This window comes from Sphingobacterium sp. ML3W (assembly GCF_000747525.1).
GTDB lineage: Bacteria > Bacteroidota > Bacteroidia > Sphingobacteriales > Sphingobacteriaceae > Sphingobacterium.
Genome location: NZ_CP009278.1, coordinates 625,534 through 645,830, shown reverse-complemented (window position 1 = coordinate 645,830; position 20,297 = coordinate 625,534). Strand labels below are relative to the sequence as shown.

18 protein-coding genes and 4 tRNA genes are annotated in these 20,297 nt (G+C 38.9%); 16 read left to right on the top strand and 6 right to left on the bottom strand.

Annotated features, from left to right (window positions below):
• The first annotated feature begins 169 nt into the window (after positions 1-169).
• The 8 genes from KO02_RS02965 (at position 170) to KO02_RS02930 (ending at position 3,509) form a co-directional block, all read left to right on the top strand.
• Positions 170-919 carry a UDP-2,3-diacylglucosamine diphosphatase gene (locus KO02_RS02965; RefSeq protein WP_038695701.1) on the top strand — a complete coding sequence of 250 codons (750 nt, stop codon included), beginning with the start codon at positions 170-172 and terminating at the stop codon, positions 917-919.
• Positions 907-1,485, top strand: a complete 579-nt coding sequence (locus KO02_RS02960; protein ID WP_038695699.1) for a Crp/Fnr family transcriptional regulator — start codon at positions 907-909, stop codon at positions 1,483-1,485. Before KO02_RS02965 ends, KO02_RS02960 begins: the two co-directional genes overlap by 13 nt.
• A 63-nt stretch (positions 1,486-1,548) precedes the next feature.
• Positions 1,549-1,878, top strand: coding sequence for a DMT family transporter (locus tag KO02_RS02955; RefSeq protein WP_038695697.1), 330 nt, complete (start codon positions 1,549-1,551; stop codon positions 1,876-1,878).
• Between the two features lie 92 nt (positions 1,879-1,970).
• Positions 1,971-3,044, top strand: a complete 1,074-nt coding sequence (gene prfA / locus KO02_RS02950; protein WP_038695695.1) for a peptide chain release factor 1 — start codon at positions 1,971-1,973, stop codon at positions 3,042-3,044.
• A gap of 72 nt (positions 3,045-3,116) precedes the next feature.
• Positions 3,117-3,190: transfer RNA gene (locus KO02_RS02945), tRNA-Asp, on the top strand.
• A 51-nt stretch (positions 3,191-3,241) separates the two neighbouring features.
• Positions 3,242-3,318 (top strand) — tRNA-Asp (locus tag KO02_RS02940).
• Between the two features lie 26 nt (positions 3,319-3,344).
• Positions 3,345-3,421 (top strand) — tRNA-Asp (locus KO02_RS02935).
• A gap of 14 nt (positions 3,422-3,435) precedes the next feature.
• A tRNA-Asp gene (locus tag KO02_RS02930) sits at positions 3,436-3,509 on the top strand.
• Positions 3,510-3,912: 403 nt separating this feature from the next.
• Here the strand turns inward: KO02_RS02930 and KO02_RS02925 are convergent.
• Positions 3,913-7,959 carry a glycoside hydrolase family 2 TIM barrel-domain containing protein gene (locus tag KO02_RS02925; RefSeq protein WP_235212337.1) on the bottom strand — a complete coding sequence of 1,349 codons (4,047 nt, stop codon included), beginning with the start codon at positions 7,957-7,959 and terminating at the stop codon, positions 3,913-3,915.
• 337 nt (positions 7,960-8,296) lie between these two features.
• Between KO02_RS02925 and KO02_RS02920 the strand changes: the two genes are divergently transcribed.
• Together KO02_RS02920 and KO02_RS02915 are read left to right on the top strand one after the other, a co-directional pair.
• Positions 8,297-8,866 (top strand): RNA polymerase sigma factor, encoded by a 570-nt coding sequence (locus KO02_RS02920; protein ID WP_038695693.1) that lies wholly within the window; start codon positions 8,297-8,299, stop codon positions 8,864-8,866.
• A gap of 26 nt (positions 8,867-8,892) precedes the next feature.
• Positions 8,893-10,005 carry a S1C family serine protease gene (locus KO02_RS02915; protein ID WP_038702040.1) on the top strand — a complete coding sequence of 371 codons (1,113 nt, stop codon included), beginning with the start codon at positions 8,893-8,895 and terminating at the stop codon, positions 10,003-10,005.
• Between the two features lie 70 nt (positions 10,006-10,075).
• Here the strand turns inward: KO02_RS02915 and KO02_RS02910 are convergent, their stop codons facing one another.
• The gene (locus KO02_RS02910) at positions 10,076-10,711 is read right to left on the bottom strand and encodes a peroxiredoxin (protein ID WP_038695692.1); all 636 of its coding nucleotides are present in this window, start codon (positions 10,709-10,711) and stop codon (positions 10,076-10,078) included.
• 176 nt (positions 10,712-10,887) lie between these two features.
• On the opposite strand from KO02_RS02910, the gene KO02_RS02905 reads away from it, so the two are divergent.
• Positions 10,888-12,027 (top strand): acyl-CoA dehydrogenase, encoded by a 1,140-nt coding sequence (locus tag KO02_RS02905; RefSeq protein ID WP_038695690.1) that lies wholly within the window; start codon positions 10,888-10,890, stop codon positions 12,025-12,027.
• Positions 12,028-12,120: 93 nt separating this feature from the next.
• Here KO02_RS02905 and KO02_RS02900 read toward each other — a convergent pair whose 3' ends face one another.
• From KO02_RS02900 to proB, 3 genes are read right to left on the bottom strand one after another with little or no spacing between them, the layout of a single operon-like run.
• Positions 12,121-12,519 carry a hypothetical protein gene (locus KO02_RS02900; protein ID WP_038695688.1) on the bottom strand — a complete coding sequence of 133 codons (399 nt, stop codon included), beginning with the start codon at positions 12,517-12,519 and terminating at the stop codon, positions 12,121-12,123.
• Position 12,520: 1 nt separating this feature from the next.
• Positions 12,521-13,768: a glutamate-5-semialdehyde dehydrogenase gene (locus KO02_RS02895; RefSeq protein WP_038695686.1), complete on the bottom strand. Its 1,248-nt coding sequence runs from the start codon at positions 13,766-13,768 to the stop codon at positions 12,521-12,523.
• A gap of 1 nt (position 13,769) precedes the next feature.
• Entirely contained in the window at positions 13,770-14,804 is a 1,035-nt protein-coding gene (gene proB, locus KO02_RS02890; protein WP_038695684.1) for a glutamate 5-kinase, read from the bottom strand.
• A 155-nt stretch (positions 14,805-14,959) separates the two neighbouring features.
• Here proB and KO02_RS02885 point away from each other — a divergent pair, with 155 nt between their 5' ends.
• Positions 14,960-15,382 carry a hypothetical protein gene (locus tag KO02_RS02885; RefSeq protein ID WP_051959745.1) on the top strand — a complete coding sequence of 141 codons (423 nt, stop codon included), beginning with the start codon at positions 14,960-14,962 and terminating at the stop codon, positions 15,380-15,382.
• Positions 15,383-15,403: 21 nt separating this feature from the next.
• On the opposite strand, the gene uvrB is transcribed toward KO02_RS02885, so the two are convergent.
• Complete coding sequence (gene uvrB, locus KO02_RS02880) at positions 15,404-17,434, bottom strand: excinuclease ABC subunit UvrB (protein WP_038695682.1); 2,031 nt, start codon at positions 17,432-17,434, stop codon at positions 15,404-15,406.
• A 151-nt stretch (positions 17,435-17,585) separates the two neighbouring features.
• On the opposite strand from uvrB, the gene upp reads away from it, so the two are divergent.
• From upp to KO02_RS02860, 4 genes are all read left to right on the top strand, one after another.
• A complete protein-coding gene (upp, locus tag KO02_RS02875) occupies positions 17,586-18,230 on the top strand; it encodes a uracil phosphoribosyltransferase (protein WP_038695680.1) in 645 nt (214 codons plus the stop codon).
• 116 nt (positions 18,231-18,346) lie between these two features.
• Positions 18,347-18,820: a ribonuclease H-like YkuK family protein gene (locus tag KO02_RS02870; protein WP_038695678.1), complete on the top strand. Its 474-nt coding sequence runs from the start codon at positions 18,347-18,349 to the stop codon at positions 18,818-18,820.
• 257 nt (positions 18,821-19,077) lie between these two features.
• Positions 19,078-19,680, top strand: a complete 603-nt coding sequence (pnuC, locus tag KO02_RS02865) for a nicotinamide riboside transporter PnuC (RefSeq protein WP_038695676.1) — start codon at positions 19,078-19,080, stop codon at positions 19,678-19,680.
• A gap of 37 nt (positions 19,681-19,717) precedes the next feature.
• On the top strand, positions 19,718-20,257 hold the full coding sequence (locus KO02_RS02860; protein ID WP_038695674.1) for an AAA family ATPase: 540 nt from the start codon (positions 19,718-19,720) through the stop codon (positions 20,255-20,257).
• Positions 20,258-20,297 lie beyond the last annotated feature (40 nt).

The window sequence follows — 20,297 nt, the reverse complement described above, 5'->3', positions numbered from 1 at the left end:
GTGGATTCTAAATGCAGCAGAAAGATCGACAAAACCGAAGCAATCATGCGTACTATATAAAATAAATACGCATGCATAAAATTAATTTACATAGCATGCAGTTAAAATTGTATGTAAAACAAACTTATCTAAGTTTGAAATTCAAAGTGATTTCGGTAGTTTTGACCACATGTCAACAGGAAAAAACATCTATTTCGCCTCGGACTTTCATTTAGGATCTTACCCTCAAAGTAATTCCAAAGAAAGGGAGTTGCTCATCATTAAATGGCTAGACCATATTAAAACGGATGCATCTGAATTGTATCTCGTGGGCGATATTTTTGATTTCTGGTTTGAATACAAAACAGTGGTTCCAAAGGGATATATTCGCTTTTTAGGGAAACTTGCTGAATTGGTTGATGCAGGTGTCAAACTGACCATCTTCAAGGGTAACCACGACATGTGGATGTTTAGTTATTTAAAAGACGAGCTGCAGGCGACCATTATCGATGATGAACTGATTATAGAACGTGATAATAAGCGTTTTTACATCCACCATGGCGATGGCCTAGGTGTCGGTGACCGCAAGTATAAAGTGCTAAAAAAATTCTTTCGAAGTAAGACCTGTCAATGGCTTTTCGCCCGCTTGCATCCAAATCTAGGCATCGGTATAGCAACAAATTGGTCGAAACATAGCCGTCTTGCCAACAATACAGATGAAGTGTTTCTGGGAGAAGATAAGGAATGGTTAATAGGTTATGCAAAAGATATAGAAGCAAAACAACATCATGACTTCTACCTATTCGGCCATCGACATATCCCTTATGACATCAAACTTTCCGAAGAGAGCCGTGTTATGAATTTAGGTGAATGGATGAATTACCACACCTACGCTGTATGGAATGGTCATGAACTTAAACTTGAAAAATGGCTGAAATAAAGAAAAGCCTGCGAGATTGTCTGTTGAGCTATTACCCGTTGGAAGAAAGGGATATTGAAGCCATAGAGGCGATTACGACAGAAGTCACCATCCCTCGAAACACGATCATCATCCAACAGGATAAATTGCAGCACGATATCTACTTGTTGTCTTCTGGATTAGCACGTGTATATTACGAAGTACCCGACAGGGAGATTACGCTAGACTTTAATGATGCTGGTTGCATGTTAATGTCCATCAATACATATGCTCGAAACCAACCCGGCTATGAGAATATAGCTATCGTGGAGGATGCGACCTTATATAAAATAAATTCTACTGCCCTATTTAAGCTGTACGAAGAAAATATACGTATTGCTAATTTGGGAAGAAAAATTGCGGAATATGAATTTATTAAAATTGAACAACGCGCCATGTCCAAGCTTTTCAATACTGCCCAGAGCAGGTATATGGATTTACTTTCGAAATATCCAACCTACATCAACCGCATCAAATTGGGCTATATAGCCTCCTATTTAGGCATTTCACAAGTTACCTTAAGTCGTATACGAGCTTCCATTCGTTAATTTTTTAACATAAGTAAAAAATATTGACGCTATTTGTGACCATCTTTGCAAAAAAATAAAATTATGAATTGGTTATTATTAATTTTAGGAGGGTTGTTCGAAATTGGGTTTACAACCTGCCTAGGAAAAGCGAAACAAAGTGAGGGTTCGGTCATGTACCTTTGGTATCTTGGATTCATTATCTCACTATTTGTAAGTATGGGACTCCTGATTAAGGCGACACAAACATTGCCTCTGGGTACTGCTTATGCAGTATGGACAGGAATAGGTGCTGTAGGTACCGTATTAATAGGTATATTTTTCTTTAAAGAGCCCGCAGAATTTTGGCGCATATTCTTCATATTCACTCTTATCGCGTCTATTATAGGCCTGAAAGCAGTTTCTTCACATTAAGCGATAGAACTGTTATAAAAACGACAAAATTTCTTTACTTTTGTAAGCTTAAAAGCTCATGCGCATGTCGCAGGGTTTGAATAATGTGAATTATGCTAGAAAAATTACAGGCTATAAAGGAAAGATGGGAAGAAGTGGAGGCTGAATTAGGCAACCCAGAGACCATCAAAGATATGAAGCGTTTTGCTAAATTGAACAAAGAGTACAAAGATTTAGGCAAAATTGTAGATCAATACCATATTTATAGAAATATGGTGAGCAATATCGAAACAAATAAAGATATCATCAGCAATGAGAAAGATCAAGAACTTCGCGAAATGGCGAAAGAAGAGCTTGATGTCTTATTGGATGGCAAAGAAGATAAAGAAAATGAAATCCGCATGATGTTGATTCCTAAAGATCCGGAAGATGACAAAAATGCTATATTGGAGATTCGTGGTGGTACCGGAGGTGATGAAGCGGCATTATTTGCTGGTGATTTATACCGTATGTATACGCGTTTCTTTGAGACTAAAGGATGGAGAGTCGAGGTTATGGATGTAACGGAAGGAACTTCTGGAGGTTACAAAGAGGTTATCTTGAAAGTGATTGGCGAAGATACTTACGGACAATTGAAATATGAATCTGGCGTACACCGTGTACAACGTGTCCCTGATACAGAAACTCAAGGTCGTGTGCATACTTCAGCGGCATCTGTAGCAGTGCTTCCAGAAGCTGAAGAAGTAGATGTTGACATTAACCCAGGTGATGTAGAAATGCATACTTCCCGTTCTGGTGGTGCTGGTGGACAAAACGTAAATAAAGTAGAAACGAAAGTACAATTGACACACAAGCCGACAGGTATTGTAGTCGTTTGTCAAGTGGAACGTTCACAGTTAGCGAACCGAGAATTGGCAATGGAAATGCTTCGTTCTAAACTTTACGAGATTGAATTGAACAAAAAGAATGGTTCAATTGCTGCAAAAAGAAAGACTTTAGTATCTACAGGTGACCGTTCAGCAAAAATTCGTACCTATAATTACCCTCAAGGAAGATTTACTGAGCACCGTATTGGTATGACGACATATAATTTACCTGCCATTCTGGACGGTGATATTCAGTCAATTATAGATGCATTACAGTTTGCTGAGAATGCAGAAAAGATGAAAGACGGCGCTGTAGGGTAGATTTTTTTAAAAAAGATTAGTAAATATAGAAATAAACGCTATATTTGCACACCTTCAAGAGAGAAGGTAAACGGTCTGGTAGTTCAGCTGGTTAGAATACATGCCTGTCACGCATGGGGTCGCGGGTTCGAATCCCGTCCAGACCGCTACAAAAAAGAGAGTAATCTCGAATAGTTCTTTAACAACATTTAAAATTTGGTCCGGTAGTTCAGCTGGTTAGAATACATGCCTGTCACGCATGGGGTCGCGGGTTCGAATCCCGTCCGGACCGCCAATTTTAAATAATACTTTACATTTTTCGGTCTGGTAGTTCAGCTGGTTAGAATACATGCCTGTCACGCATGGGGTCGCGGGTTCGAATCCCGTCCAGACCGCCAAAAAATTGTAAAACGGTCCGGTAGTTCAGCTGGTTAGAATACATGCCTGTCACGCATGGGGTCGCGGGTTCGAATCCCGTCCGGACCGCTGGAAAAAAAGCTTTCAATGCAAATTGAAAGCTTTTTTTGTTTATATAGTTTTCTACAGTTTTTATAACCTACCACTATTAGGCCCTTACTAATAGCCCCAACGACAGAAATAGGTAGAAAGCCCCTTACCGCTACACTCAAATATTTCCTTAACGATAATGATGACGTTAAGCACGTGTCCCATGTCAAGACTATCGTTTGCAGTTACTGCTCACCCTACACCATATTATAAGATCAGAAGCCCTGCAAGATGTTCTCTTGACCTTATCACAGTCCTAATCCATAACACCGCCTTTAAAATCATCCACAGCATAACTGTTGATCATGCTGATCGATTAAATAAGGAAAGCCTTAGTATCTCAAACATACTAAGGCTTTCCTTATGCTGTATATTAAGACTATTACTCTGCGCTAACAGAGAACTCCGCACCTGAAGCGAAGTCTTGTCCATTTTGCGAGCTCATCGCTGTAAAGCGAATGAAACGACCTCTCACAGGCTTAGCTAAATTAATGGTTTTAGGTTTTCCATTATTTTCGAAATTTCCTTCCGCAACAGGATCACTCCAGTTTTTACCATCCGTACTAACCTGTAGTTTATAACCTTTGATGTTACCGTTGCCCCCACCTTGACGTGGCGTATAGGTAAAACCCTTGATCATCTTGATAGCATTAGCATCAAAATCTACCCAATGTGGATACTGTGCAACAGTAACTGAATACATCGAGTGCCAAATCGTAGTAGGATCGCCATCTAATAGATTAGACGCATCAGCCTCCCCTGTTTCTTCACTTGATGCAAAGACAACTTGCATTGGGATACTTTCAATTTTAGGAAACTCAAATGATACTTTGAACTTTTCATTCTCTTTTGACCATGCCGTTACCAATCCGCCTTCACGCAGGTTGAAAGGTTGCTTATAAACGGCAGCCTTTCCTTTCCCTACCGCATAGTATAAAGTAGCATCATGAGCTCTTGAATGGATAGCTACTTCACCTGTAGTACTACGAGAAATAGCTATAGGTGTCTCTCCAGAAGCAACAACATGTGCTTTGGCATCAAAATCATGTTGATGGATTGGACGGATGATAAAGCCCATCGAATGTGCAGTTGCTTTTACACGATCTTGTTCCAATGGAGGACCTTGACCACAACTATTCCCTCCTAATCCTGTCACTGCAGCATTTAAATGTAAATGTGTGCCCGAGCTTTTCGGCAATTGATAGGTGTGAGGTGCTAATGTCATTTCCAACTCACTCCATGGCAAAGTAGATGTCGCTAGATGATCCGTTCCTATAAATATTGCACCATTTCCTTTGCTATTTGACAATGCTGTCCACCGCACTTCTTCACGGTTTCCAGTTGTCTGTGGTTTGGCCCAGTTAACATACTGATTTTTCACGTCACTTTGGTAATGTTCCACAAACTGTGCTGTCTTGCGATCTGCATAATTATTGATGGGACCACGACCATAATAATTGACCTGATTATACTCTTCCGGAATCTGCAATGCATAACCAATGTGCGGCAATACCAAAGTTGCATTGTTAGAGGCAATACTCGACTGCAATTCAATCGAACCATCTTTATAAATGGTCCAAATTTGATTGGTATTGAATTTAAAATCATTTGGCCCAAATGGACGATCAGTATTTTCTTTGAGCACGTAATTACCTGAGCTACCCCCAGTAATTGTTGCTCCGTGAGGGGCCTGTGACTCTATACTGAATGACAATACAATCGTTCCATCATCTTTTCTATCGACATATGAAGAAATTACTTTATGGTTTAGCTGATGTAACCCTTTTTCAAACCACTGCTGATAAGCCCAATTGTCATTGTCTGTTGGAGCGCGCAATGCATCTAACTGTGGTCCTTCACCATCGCGAATGATTTGATCATGACCATAAGACAAATTATAAATAGTTCCTTTTTTAGTATCGAATCTGACAATGAAATCTGTCCCTTTTATCACTTGAAGACTACCTTCTGTAGCCAATGTCAAGTTTTCTCCTGTTGCAACAGTTGCAATAGCAGGAACATCTTCTGCAGTTTTAACCAACAATTGCTCTTCCATCTGCACATAGCCCTTCTCTGCCCAAAATTCATCCTTCGCTAATAAGAACTGTATTTTAATAAAATACTCAGATTGCGGATTCAGTTTGGCATACTCCAATGGTACTTGAACAACTTGTTTTTGACGTGGCGCCAAGATATTACGAGGACCAATAAAATCTGTCCCTTTCTGGATCTCTTTACCATCTTGATATAAAGACCATTGCATGTTATAATCGATCAATGGAACAAAGTAGTTCTTATTGAAGATCTCGATTTCACCTTCTTTGATGTCCACCGCTTTAACACCCACATTTTGATATACTTTCTTAACTTCGTAGTATTGTGGTTTAGGAGTTTGATCGGCAAATATAATACCATTCATAACAAACATACCGTCATTTGGCTTATCCCCGAAGTCTCCTCCATATGCCAAATAACGTTCACCAGTAACTTTATCGTAGGTATACATAGATTGATCTATCCAATCCCAGATTGCTCCGCCCATAAAAAAGTTGGTCGATTCCATTGCTTCCCAGTAATCGATGAGGTTACCAGATGCATTCCCCATAGAGTGCGCATACTCCGAGATATGAAAAGGATATTTCATATTTGATTTGCCTTTTACAGCTTCTCTTACCCACTGAATGGAAGGATATTGATTGGAACCCATATCTACGATGCTGTTATTACGCTCGTACTGAACAGGACGCGAAACATCAAACTTCTTAATTGCATCATATGCCGCAATGAAGTTCTTACCCGGGCCTGCCTCATTCCCTAATGACCAGATCACTATAGAAGGATGGTTGACATTAGCATGCACCATTTCTAGATTACGGGCTACATGTGCATTTTTCCACTCTGGAGGATGCGATAAGGACGCGTCACCGTAGTAATATTCATGGCTTTCAATATTCGCTTCATCTTCTAAATAGATACCGTACTTGTCACATAGATAGTACCAATAGGGATCATCAGGATAATGCGCATTACGGACATGATTGATATTAGCACGCTTCAGCAACTTAATCTCATTTTCCATTTGCTCGCGGGAAATTACTTTTCCTGTACTTGGATTAGATTCATGTCTATTGACGCCTTTTAATTTAACCGTCTCACCATTGACATAATAATATCGACCTGCTAACCCAAACTCATCGTCTTCAGCTTTTGTATCTTTAATCTCCACTTCACGGAAACCAACATAGCTGGATACGGTCTCCAACACTTTCCCTTTATTATCTTTGAGCTCGGCTACTAACGTATAACGATAAGGTCGTTCTGCCGACCATTTATTTGGATTTTCGATTTGTAATACAGCTTTAGCAATTGCCGAATTATTGGTACTGACATCGATTACATCGCTTGAAATCACACTTGATTTGGCTAAGCTATTGACATCGCTGTGTAATTCATTCGCATAGAGACTATACTTCATCGTATATCCCTTTACTGCCTTTTTATCTTTATTCTGAATCTCAGCCTTAATGTTTAACGTTGCATTTTGATAATTTTCATCCAAGTCTGGAATAGCAACAACATCACGAATCTGAACCTTGGGTTTAGCCGTTAAAGCCACTGTTCTGAATATTCCAGGAAGACGGAACATATCCTGTGCCTCCAGAAAAGAACCATCAGAATTTCTGTATACCTCTACTGCTACAACGTTTTCACCTTTTTTATTTAAATAATCGGTGATGTTGAATGACGCAACATTACGCGAGTTTTTTGAAAAACCAACATATTTGCCATTAACCCACAGATAGAAAAACGAGTCAACACCATCAAAATTGATATAAATATCGCGCCCATCCCAATTCTTAGGTACATCAAATGTGCGTCTATACGACCCAACTTCATTTCTGTAAATATAAGTTGTCCAATGCTGCGGCGGTGTGCGCATCACACCACCTCGCCAATCATCAACTTTTACTTGGTGCTGGAAAATAACAGGTTGATTAACATAGATAGGGACGCCATATTTCAACGTGCCGTCTTTTTGAATACCTGCGATGTTCCAACTCATTGGAACACCTACATTATCCCATGCAGATACATCTGTTTTAGGATCAAAGAAGTTTTTAGGCCGCTCCTCTGGTGTTTTCACCCAGTTGAATTTCCAAGTACCATTAAGGGATTGCCAATATTGGCTATTTTCAGGCAAAACCTTACGTGCGGTATTGGCATCTTTAAAAGAAAAGAAATAAGCATGTGGTTGTTCTTTATTGAGGGCAAGATTTTGCGGTGATTCCCATTCTTTTCCTGTGGGGATCGTTTCTACCCCGTAGCGAAAGCCTTCAATCGGATCCCCGATTTGCGCATTCGCCTGAAAGGTCGATGCCAATAAAACTGCCATGACACAGCTTATTCGCATAGTTAGTGATTTAATCATATTGATTTTTTACTAGAGGTTGTATGCAAAAATATGAGCAATATAATAAAATACAAGACCCTCCAATTAATCATTCGATTGCGTAAAATTTTACTATCATAAAAGATTGTTCACCATTCACTCAAGATTAAAGTGACTTATATCGGAAAAAATCATTTACGAATGAATCAAAAAGTAATGCCTAACCATACGATATCCCTATTTTTTTCGTTTAAAAAAATTTACGCTTATCAAAAAAAAAGAGTAGGTTTGGTCGTACGTAGAAAGGCTTTTTTTACGAAACATCATAAATATTAAACTCGTTGGGTTACTATTAGTTATATTAAGGTATTAATAGGTGAGTAAGATCAGTAAATCAAATAAGCTCGAGCATGATGAGCAAATCATAGCCGGTATTAAAGCAGGTAGTAGTATTGCACTTGATGCAATATATGAATTATACTATCCTTCAATTGCCCACATGATTTCGCAGAATAATGGGAGCGAAGATGAGGCAAAAGATATCTTTCAAGAGGCCGTTATCGTCCTTTATGATAAAATTTCGAAAGGAAATTTTGAATTGAGCAGTAAGCTCAAAACTTATCTTTATTCGATTTGCAGAAGGCTTTGGCTAAAGCAGTTAAATCGTGCTGGTTTTGGATCGGTTGACATTAGTGGTTATGAGGATTCTCTTGCTGACAATGACGATATCGAGCATCATCAGGAGCTGGATAAAAAGTTCAACCAGATGGAATATGCGATGAACCTACTGGGTGAACCATGCAAAACTATCCTTCATGATTTTTATATTCAGAATCGTTCTATGCAGGATATCTGCGAGAAATTTGGATATACAAATACCGATAATGCCAAAACTCAAAAATATAAATGCCTACAAAGGTTGAAAAAACTGTTTTTCACGCAGTAATTGATATAGAGTAATAAACAATGAGTATGATGAGTCAACAAGAGTTTTTTGAATTAGCAGATCGCTATCTCAGAGATGAAATGGTTAAAGAAGAGCGTTCTTCTTTTGAGTCTTTCTGTGCAGAAAATCCTTCTTTCTCGGCGCAATTAGCACAACATCGTCAATTTCTCGACACACTTCAATCTAGCGAAACACGTATTGATTTTAAAAATCAACTTGCGCAATCAGCTAAAAATTATCATCGATCCCAACAGCATACTCGAGTTATCCCAATGAAACAAACTAAAATTGTTTCCTTGTGGGCAAAACTCAAAGCAAGTTCACTCGTTGCGGCAGCTGTGGCAGTCCTTGCTGTATTTTCGACATTATGGCTTTCGGGTTATTATAAAAACATTGACAAAGCCAATACGGATTATAGTGCCTTGAAACGCGATATGAACAACGTCAAAAAAGATGTCATTGAACATAATGCTGCACTAAAAAGTATCAACAATAAATCAAGTAAAGCAAACGAAGCTTCTGCTAGTCAATTTGGAGCCACTGGCTTCATGGTTTCGAATAATGGATATGTAGTTACTAACTATCACGTGGTGAGTGGTGCTGATTCTATTTATTTACAAAACAATAAGGGTGAATCTTATAAGGCGCAGGTTATCCATTCAGACCCTGCAAATGATTTAGCTATATTATTAATCGAAGATACTAACTTTAAAATAGGCAAAACATTGCCCTATACCTTTAAAACCGGAGCATCAGACTTAGGAGAGGATATCTATACGATAGGTTTCCCACGTGATGAAGCGGTATATGGTCAAGGTTATTTGAGTTCAGCAACAGGCTACGCTGGTGATACCATCGCATACCAAATTTCAATTCCTGTTAACCCAGGTAATAGTGGTGGTCCAGTAATGGATACAAAAGGGAATGTAATTGGTATTATCAGTGGTAAACAAAGAGGCATCGATGGAGCTGCTTTTGCGATCAAAACTAAATCCATCTTAAAAGCATTGGATGAAATACCAGCAGACTCACTACAGGGCCAGGTGAAATTGAACAAGAAAAATATGCTTTCGGGCCTATCAAGAACCGAACAAATAAAAAGATTGCAGGATTACATATACATGGTTAAAGTATATTGATCTGATAAAATATAGTGATAATAAAAAAGGCATCCATGGATGCCTTTTTTATTGAAAATAACTTTTAACCTTATAAATTCGGCTGAGGTGTCGTTCTTAAGTAAGGTTTAATTTCTTTGAAACCCTTTGGAAACTTCGCTGGGATATCTTCCGTTTTTATTGATGGAACCACGATTACATCTTCACCATGTTTCCAATCTGCAGGAGTAGCTACTGAATAATCAGCTGTCAACTGCAAGGAATCAATCACGCGTAAAATCTCATCAAAATTACGTCCAGTCGATGCAGGATATGTTAACGTTAATTTTATTTTCTTATCTGGGCCAATGATAAAGACAGAACGTACTGTTACTGTTGCAGAAGCATTGGGATGTATCATATCGTACAATTCTGAGATATGCTTATCTTCATCAGCAATAATGGGAAAATTGACCGTTGTGTTTTGCGTTTCGTTGATATCACTGATCCAACCCAAGTGCTCCTTTACGGGGTCAACACTTAGCGCAATAACCTTCACTCCTCTTTTATCAAATTCAGATTTTAGTTTTGCTGTACGTCCAAGTTCAGTTGTACATACAGGTGTATAATCGGAAGGGTGAGAGAAAAACACAACCCAACTGTCTTGAATATACTCGTGGAAATCTATATCTCCTATTGTCGTCTGCGCTTTAAAATTTGGCGCTTCATCTCCTAATCTTAAACTCATATTTTTAAATTTAAATCGTTATACACTATATACTCTACAAATATAGTAGATTTTTATTCATTCCAAAATATAACACTCTTTTTTTTAAAAATTAATCGGCAATATTAGCAATCTACTATGCAAGCATAATAAATAATCAGTATATTTACTTACAAACCATTACCAATGTATACATTATGAATTTTGAAATAAGCGAAGAGTATAAAATGATTCGGGAAGCTGCTCGAGATTTTGCGCAACAGGATTTAAAACCCGGAGTAATAGAACGAGATGAAAAAGCAGTTTTCCCCTACGAGCAGGTGAAAAAAATGGGGGAATTAGGCTTCATGGGTATGATGGTGGACAGCAAATATGGAGGAGCGGGTTTAGATGCTCTAGCCTATACCATGGTATTGGAAGAGATTGCTAAAATCGATGCTTCTGCGGCTGTTATCATGTCCGTTAATAATTCTTTGGTTTGCTTTGGTTTGGAGGCTTTCGGAACAGAAGCACAAAAAGAAAAATATTTAAAACCTCTTGCTACGGGTGAAAAACTAGGTGCATTTGCCTTGTCAGAACCAGAAGCAGGATCGGATGCAACTTCGCAACACACTACCGCAATAGATCAAGGAGGCCATTACCTCTTAAACGGTACTAAAAATTGGATTACTAATGGAGGAAATGCAGATGTATATCTCGTCATTGTGCAAACGCATCCAGAAAAAGCACATCATGGAATCAATGCCTTGATTGTGGAGAAAGGTATGCCGGGTTTCACCATTGGTCCTAAAGAAAATAAATTAGGAATTCGCAGTTCAGATACACATTCACTGTTATTTACTGATGTGAAAGTCCCTAAAGAGAATCGTATAGGCGAGGATGGGTTTGGATTCAAATTCGCAATGAAAACACTCGATGGAGGAAGGATTGGTATTGCTGCCCAAGCTTTGGGTATCGCAGCTGGTGCCTATGACCTAGCGCTTGCCTACGCGAAAGAGCGTAAAACATTTGGTAAACCAATTTCGGATCATCAAGCCATTCAATTCAAACTCGCTGATATGGAAGTTGAGATAGAGGCTGCAAGACTATTGACGTATAAAGCAGCATGGCACAAGGATCAAGGCCTTCCCTATAGTAAAGAAGCTGCTATGGCTAAATTACATGCATCGGAAGTAGCCATGAAAACGACTATAGAGGCCGTCCAAATACATGGAGGCTATGGTTATGTAAAAGAATATCATGTAGAACGTATGATGCGTGACGCAAAAATAACACAGATCTATGAAGGGACTTCTGAAATACAACGATTGGTCATCGCAAGGGAAATTTTAAAATAACTGAATAAAGGTGGCTCTTAGTCACCTTTATTCAGTTATTTTGCCTCGTATCATTCAATCAAAATAGATTCCCCGAATGAGATCCATTACTTGCTAACTTAACTTGCTATCAATAGTCGCTAAATAGCTATAATCTTCGAAAGCAAAACTTGATGTCTCTTTCATGGCATAGTTAAGTAATGACTTCGATTTTTGGAGTAAAATCTGCTGTTCTTCTTTATCCTCACTCTTCAGACCGTCATGCATCAACACGAGTGCTAGCGGTCTAATTTGTTCCACTTCCAAGTCTTCTCTTACATAAGTTAGTAAATCTACCAAAGTTACCGTCAAGAAAAATTGACGGCTTTTTTTATAAAACTCATCGTAAGCTTTATCGAACACCACTGAAGCAGACTCTTCAAAAGCATCGTTTCCTTCAACAAGTAGTCTCAAAAATTTACCCATCTCATAGGTCCAATTCATCAAGACATCTTTTTCAAATCTTATTCCCATATTATCTTATTTGTCCGTTACCTGTTACAAACCATTTTTCAGTCACTAACTTTTCTAGCGCAAAAGGCCCTCTTGCATGGAGTTTTTGCGTAGAAATTCCAATCTCTGCTCCCAGTCCAAATTCTCCACCATCGGTAAACCGTGTCGAAGCATTGGCATACACGGCAGCAGCATCTACAGCGTTCATAAATCGTTCCAATTTTTTTGAATCATTGGAAATAATACATTCAGAATGCCTCGAAGAATAGGTGGCAATATGATCCAATGCTTGGTCAAGTCCATCCAATACTTTAATAGAGCATTTTAGATCTAAAAACTCTCGACCGAAATCTGCTTCATTTGCTTTTTGCAAATAAGGGTAACCAAGTTGATTTAAGACCATAAAACTATGCTCATCAGCAAAGATCTCCACACTGGCCTCTTTAAAGGGAATCGTGATATCTTTCAAAAATATATCCGCAATTTCCCTATCCAACAAAACGGTATCCAAAGCATTACAAACCGAAGGTCTTGATATTTTTGCATTCGCTACAACAGCAATTGCTTTGTCGATAGAGGCCGATTGTTCTACATAGGTATGGCATACCCCAGCACCCGTTTCAATCACAGGAACTTTAGCATGGCTCCGTACAAAATCAATCAGGGATTGGGAACCTCTTGGGATAATGATATCGACATATTTTGTTGCTGTTAGCAATTCCAACACAAATTTCCGATCAGTTGGCAATAGCTGTACCACATTGGGATTAAGCTGATGCTGCAACAGCACTTCATGAATGATTTGCACCAATATGCTATTGGTATGAAAAGCATCGGTACCACCTCTTAATAAACAAACATTTCCGGATCGCAAACAGAGCGCCGCAACATCGATGGTTACATTAGGCCTTGATTCATAAATCACAGCGACCACACCTAAGGGAACAGCCTTTTTCTCCAATATTAAACCGTTCTCCAATACCTGTCTGCTCAATAACTGTGCAGCTGGATCTGGTAGCTTGGCTACATCTAAAACACTTTGTGCTAATGCCGCTACCCTTTCCTTATTCAAAACCAATCGATCTCTCTTGGGGTCATCTAAATTCAAAAGTTGCAGATCTTTATTATTTTCGAAAAGAATAGTATCGACATTCGTCCGCAGTGCAGCAGCCAAATCAGTTAGGAGTAATTCCTTCTTCGAGGACTCCAATTGATTGATATCCCGAGTTGCAGCTAAAGCTGCTTTTAGTTGTTCTGTAATATTTTCCATACTATAACAATACGATATCATCGGCATGTGCCAGAACAATATCCGTGCGTTGTTCTTTTTCCATTAATACGGCAACATCCCATTTTGATTTTGCGACTGCGATTATATTGTCAGCCTCATCAAAAATATGGAACACCTCCCCTTCTTCAAACTGTTCAGCAATGGCCTTCACACCTACCAGCAACAGGCTTTTACGGTGCAGCAGCGCCTCAACTGCCCCTGCATCAACAATTACCTTACCTTTGATTAAACTTCCACTTGCCAACCATTTTTGACGCGAGGAGACTTTTTTAGTTTGCGGTAGGCAAACCGTTCCCGTCTCCCCTTTGATTGCTTTCAATAAGGCATTTTCTGTCTGCATACTAAATATTACGGCTTGAATACCCATCTGGTTAGCCAAACGTGCAAAATTCAATTTAGAAGTCATACCTCCCAAACCTACCGAAGATTTATCCTTTCTCGCAAGAGACAGTGCCGCTTTATCGATAACTTTTAATTCTGGAATCACCATTCCTGCAGCATCCAATACTCCCGGAACCGAAGTACTGAATAGTATTTTTTCAGCACCGAAACCGACAGCGATCAATGTGGCTAACTCATCATTGTCAGAAAACTTCAATTCCTTATTGCTCACCACATCATTTTCATTTGCTACAGGAATAATATTATTTTTCCATAACATTTCATAGGTGCTTTTCAGTTGCACAAATTGGTCTCTGTTTGCAAAATGTTGCCTTTCGCATAAGCTTTGTGCCAATGCAATTTTAAACGGCTTGAAGTAGGTACTGTAGATTTGTAATAATAGTGGGTTGCCAATAGCTGCTGCGGCTTTTCGCTCGGATAATGTCCCTGAATAGTGTTGTAAATATTTTTTTCCTGCAGCCACTGCTCCTGAAGAAACCAATACAATATTGTAGTGCTGCTGTAATTGAGCTGTCTGTCTTGCAATCTCCAATACGATTCGTTCATCTACATCCCCATCCTTAGTCGTAATAGAAGCTGAGCCAAACTTGATGACAACTATTGGCTTTTTCATGTATTTATTTGTTTAGTTTGTTTAGGTGTTGTACTTATTCTTATAAAAATAAAGAAGCAATTTGATAAAAGAAAGCATTATCAAAAATAATCTACTAAAAGAGTATATTTTATATGGTACAGTTTGTGCAGTGAACAGTAAAAAACGATCTGAATATGAAATGGATATTAAGTACGATAACGCTAGCTTCTATTATTCTGCTGTCATGCCAGACAAATAATAAACAAATAGCAAATTCCCAAGAGACGAAAATAGTTGGTTCGGACAGAGATGCACATGGCTGTATTGCGAGTGCAGGCTACACTTGGTCGGCATTAAAGGATAGCTGTATCAGGCCATTTGAACAAATACAGTTGAATATTATCAATAATCAAGATAGTTATGAAACAGCAGCTTTCTTATTATTGGACGAGAAAAAACATGCTGCAGAAGTCTTTCTAAAGGAAAGTCCAGAAAGTATTATTCTCAAACACACAAAAGAGTTTGAATATGCGAATCAGGATTATAAATTAATCCAAGACGAACATTGCTGGACGCTAATAAAAGGAAATACAGCGATTTACAAAGAGAAACAATAAAAAAAGGGCTTAGCCCTTTTTTTATTTAAATCGTTCATCAAATGTTTTCTCGAGCGAGAACATTTCATCACGCAGCTTCGCCGCTTCCAAAAAGTCCATTTCCTTCGCCGCCTTTTCCATTTTTTTGCGAACGGTTTCAATCGCTTTCTTCAGTTCTTTTTCCCCCAAATATTGGAGCACTGGGTCTGCAGCAATGGCCACAGATGGATCTGGTTCCACATAGATCTGCTGTTCAAGACCATTAAAATCTGATAAAGAAGTTTGTTCCATGATTTCCCCCTTCGTTTTACCAACTGTTCTAGGCGTAATATGATGTTCTTCATTGTACTTCATTTGCTTCTCACGTCGTCGATTGGTTTCCTCAATAGTGGCGGCCATACTATCTGTCATCCGATCGGCATACATGATCACACGACCTTTGTCATTACGCGCAGCACGACCGATCGTCTGGATCAATGACCTTTGCGAACGTAAAAAACCTTCCTTATCTGCATCCAATATCGCTACCAATGTTACCTCAGGTAAATCAAGTCCTTCCCTCAGTAAGTTAACACCAACCAGAACATCAAATTCACCTAGACGTAGTCCGCGAAGAATTTCTACACGTTCTAAAGTTTTTACCTCAGAGTGAATATAGCGTACTTTAATATTCAGCTTAGTCATATATTTGGTCAACTCTTCTGCCATTCGTTTCGTCAAAGTCGTTGCCAGTACACGTCCTCCAGCTTTAATAGCCTTATCTGCCTCCTCGAGAAAATCATCTACCTGATTAATGGCAGGATGCACCTCAATAATAGGATCCAGTAAGCCTGTTGGTCGGATAACCTGCTCCACAAAAACACCCTCCGTTTGCACCAGCTCGTAATCTCCTGGTGTCGCAGAAACATAAATGGTCTGATTAGTCAAAGACTCAAATTCAGGGAAATTTAAAGGCCTATTATCAAGTGCTGCGGGCAATCTGAATCCGTGCTCAACTAAAGCAATTTTTCGAGAACGGTCTCCACCATACATCGCACGTAGCTGCGGAATCGTTACGTGACTTTCATCAATAACAAGTAAATAGTCTTCAGGAAAATAATCAAGCAGACAGAAGGGACGCATCCCAGGTTCACGTCCATCAAAGAAGCGAGAGTAATTTTCAATTCCAGAACAATAGCCCAGCTCACGCATCATTTCTAGATCATAATTCACCCGTTCTTCCAACCGTTTCGCTTCGAGCATTTTGCCCTCATCTTCCAATTGTATCTTTCTCTGCATCATCTCATCTTGGATTGCCCAAATAGATGAAGTGAATTTTTCCTTTGGCGTGATGAATAGTGTAGCAGGGAAAAGTGCTAGATCCTCCATTTTATTTAAAGTCTTACCAGACAATGGATCGATTTCACTCAGCTCATCGATTTCATCACCGAAAAACGATACCCTAATGGCAAAATCTAAATATGCTGGATAAATATCAACGGTATCCCCTTTGACACGAAAAGTCCCTCTTTTAAATTCAGTTGTTGTACGTGCGTATAAGATTTCGACTAAACGATGTAAAAAAGCATTTCTTGAAATTACCGTACCAACAGCAAAGCGAAATATCGAACGCGAGAAATCCTCCGGATTTCCCATACCATAGATACAGGAGACAGAAGATACGACAACAATATCACGACGTCCGGACATCAAAGCCGTAGTCGTTGCTAGACGTAGCTTTTCAATCTCTTCATTGATGGCTAGATCTTTTTCAATATAAGTATTGGATGAAGCGATAAATGCTTCAGGTTGGTAATAATCGTAATAAGAGACAAAGTAATTGACCGAATTCTCAGGAAAAAATTGTTTAAACTCCCCATATAGCTGTGCTGCTAAAGTTTTATTGTGGCTGAGTACTAAGGTAGGTTTTTGTGTTTGCTGGATTACATTCGCCACAGTAAAAGTTTTACCTGACCCAGTAACTCCTAAAAGTGTTTGGTATTGCTCACCATCGTTAAGTCCCTGCACCAATTCCTTAATAGCAGCGGGTTGATCTCCGGTAGGTTTATATTCAGACGTAAGTTGAAACTTCATAAAATCTTATTCAAGTATTACAAATTTAATCAAAATAAATGAGGCATTTATAATTTTCAACCTGTTGAAAATTACTGGACTATTTCCTCCAAATCAATCGATAAATAAGAATATTTGTGTAAATTGCTGTAATCACTTTAATCTATATCATATGCTCAATATACTCAGTACCAAGAACAGTATCGCGAATCAATATATTGCAGAATTACGTGATGCCAATATTCAGAAAGATCGTATGCGCTTCCGTCGTAACTTGGAACGTTTAGGTGAAATTTTCGCTTATGAGATTAGTAAAACACTGACTTATGGCCCTGTAGATATTGAAACACCATTAGGGATTGCCAATACACAAATGCTTCTTGACCAACCCGTCTTAGCAACTATTCTACGGGCCGGACTTCCTTTACATCAAGGGCTTTTGAATGTCTTCGACCGTTCGGATAGTGCATTTATTGCGGCCTATCGCCATACTAAGAAAAGTGGTGAATTTGAAATTCATAAAGAATATGTCAATACTCCCGACCTCGATAATAAAATTGTAATCGTTTCCGACCCGATGCTTGCGACAGGGAAAAGTGCAGTTTTATGTTGTAAAGACCTACTCAGTGATTATGCAATTAGGGAGCTGCATATTGTGGTAGCTATTGCTTCGGAAGAGGGCATCAGACATGTACAAGCTTTCTTACCAAAAGCTTTTATTTGGGTTGGTGCTATTGACAAGGAATTGACCAGCAAAGCTTACATTGTACCTGGATTGGGAGATGCAGGTGATCTAGCTTATGGAAGCAAGCATTAATCTTTATAATTTAATAGTAAAAACTTAACACCTCGCAATACGCTTAACACATTATATATCAGTAAATTTAATCAACAAAATGAAATACGATCTTACAGAAACTAACTTATTCATATATGACTTGGCAAAAATACAATGGCGAAAACATCAAAACATCCATATGGGATGCTGTTGAATCTAATATCGTACGGGAAATAAATCTAGGCAATAAGCTGAAAGTCTATATCGGAACAGACTCCCAAATAAAAAGAGGAACAATTGACTTTGCTACTGTCATTGTTTTCCTCAGAGAACGTCGAGGTGGTTTTATGTTTGTCCATAAAGACAAAAGAACTCACCTTATGGGAATTAAAGAGCGTATGCTACTTGAAGTCCAAAAATCCATAGAAGTAGCTTATGCGCTCTGTCCACTCTTAGAGCAATATCAAGTCGACCTAGAAGTTCATGCCGACATCAATACCAATCCTAATTTTCAATCTAACATCGCATTAAAAGAAGCCATGGGTTATATCATGGGGATGGGATTTGTATTTAAGGCAAAACCAGAATCATTTGCCAGTACGACATGTGCCAATAAACAGGTCCAATAATAGGCGATGAATGGGACTTTATGCAGAGTTCCCTTATTCGGAATACCCATGCAGCAATAGGAGAATTTGCTGATGCAAAATCCACGTAGTGATCGACACGATCTATTCAGGGATTTACTGTATAGCTATAAATTCATATCAGCAAAGCAATAAGAGGAGTATGGACAAGTAAAATCCTACTGCTAGCGCTGATACCGAATGTCAACGGTGGGTAGTATCGCTAAATTTGTATCTTTATTTGCGAAAACAAGAAAGATATGCCAGCACTTATTCAGCAGATCGTACAACAATTTGCTCAAACCTCCATGCTCGAATGGATAGGTACCATCACGGGTTTCCTATGTGTTTATCTGGCGGCCAAACAACATATCCTCAATTGGCCCATCAGCGCCATCAGTGTGCTGACATATGGTTATATCTTCTATCACAGCAAACTTTATGGGGATGCTGTATTGCAACTCTATTTCTTAGGCACTGCGCTCTACGGCTGGTATTATTGGTCAAAAAACAAGGCCGATAAAAGTAAACCGATCGTCTCTTTTAATAATCGTGAAATGGGTTTGACTGTTCTTATTATTATCATCCTCACGGCCATACTCGGTACATTTCTACAAAGAATGACAGATTCCGACGTACCTTATATCGATGGTTTTTGCACAGCAGTAAGCTTTGTAGCACAATTTCTAATGACTCGTAAAATAGTGCAAAATTGGCTATTATGGATCTTTGTGGACATCTGCTACATTCCCTTATATTTTCACAAAGGTTTATTGCTTACCGCCCTATTATACTTAGCTTTTGCATGGATTGCATGGCATGGCTATAGAGATTGGAAAGCCACTTATCGTAATTTTATGTAACAATGTCCGACCAAGATGCCTAACTTTATACTCACAAATGAGTACATCAAATCCAGACTTAATCAAAATCGCAGTTGTCGGACCTGAATCAACAGGAAAATCAACTATTGCACAGGCTATAGCACGACATTTTAATACGGTGTGTGTTCCGGAATTTGCACGCGCCTATTGTAAAAATTTACATAATGAATATACCTTGCAAGATGAGGTCAACATGTATTATGGGCAGATCGCACTTGAAGACACTTTAATCCCACTTGCTAATCATGTATTGATATGTGACACAACTATTTTGACGGTCAAAATATGGTGTGATCATCTATTTGGAGATACTCCAAAAGAAGTAAAGGACGAAATACAGCAACGTCCTTATGACCTCTACCTCCTCATGGATATCGATTTGCCTTGGGAAGAAGACCCTTTACGCGATTTCCCCGAACAAAGAGAACACTTTATGGAAGTTTGGAAACAGGAATTAGATCACTTGCAAGCACCATATACCATTATTTCAGGATTGGGCAATGCCCGTTTTGAAAATGCGGTAAAGGCAGCTAAAGCTTGTATGGGCCTCCAATAAATAGCTCAAAAAAAGGCGCTATCATTGTATGATAGCGCCT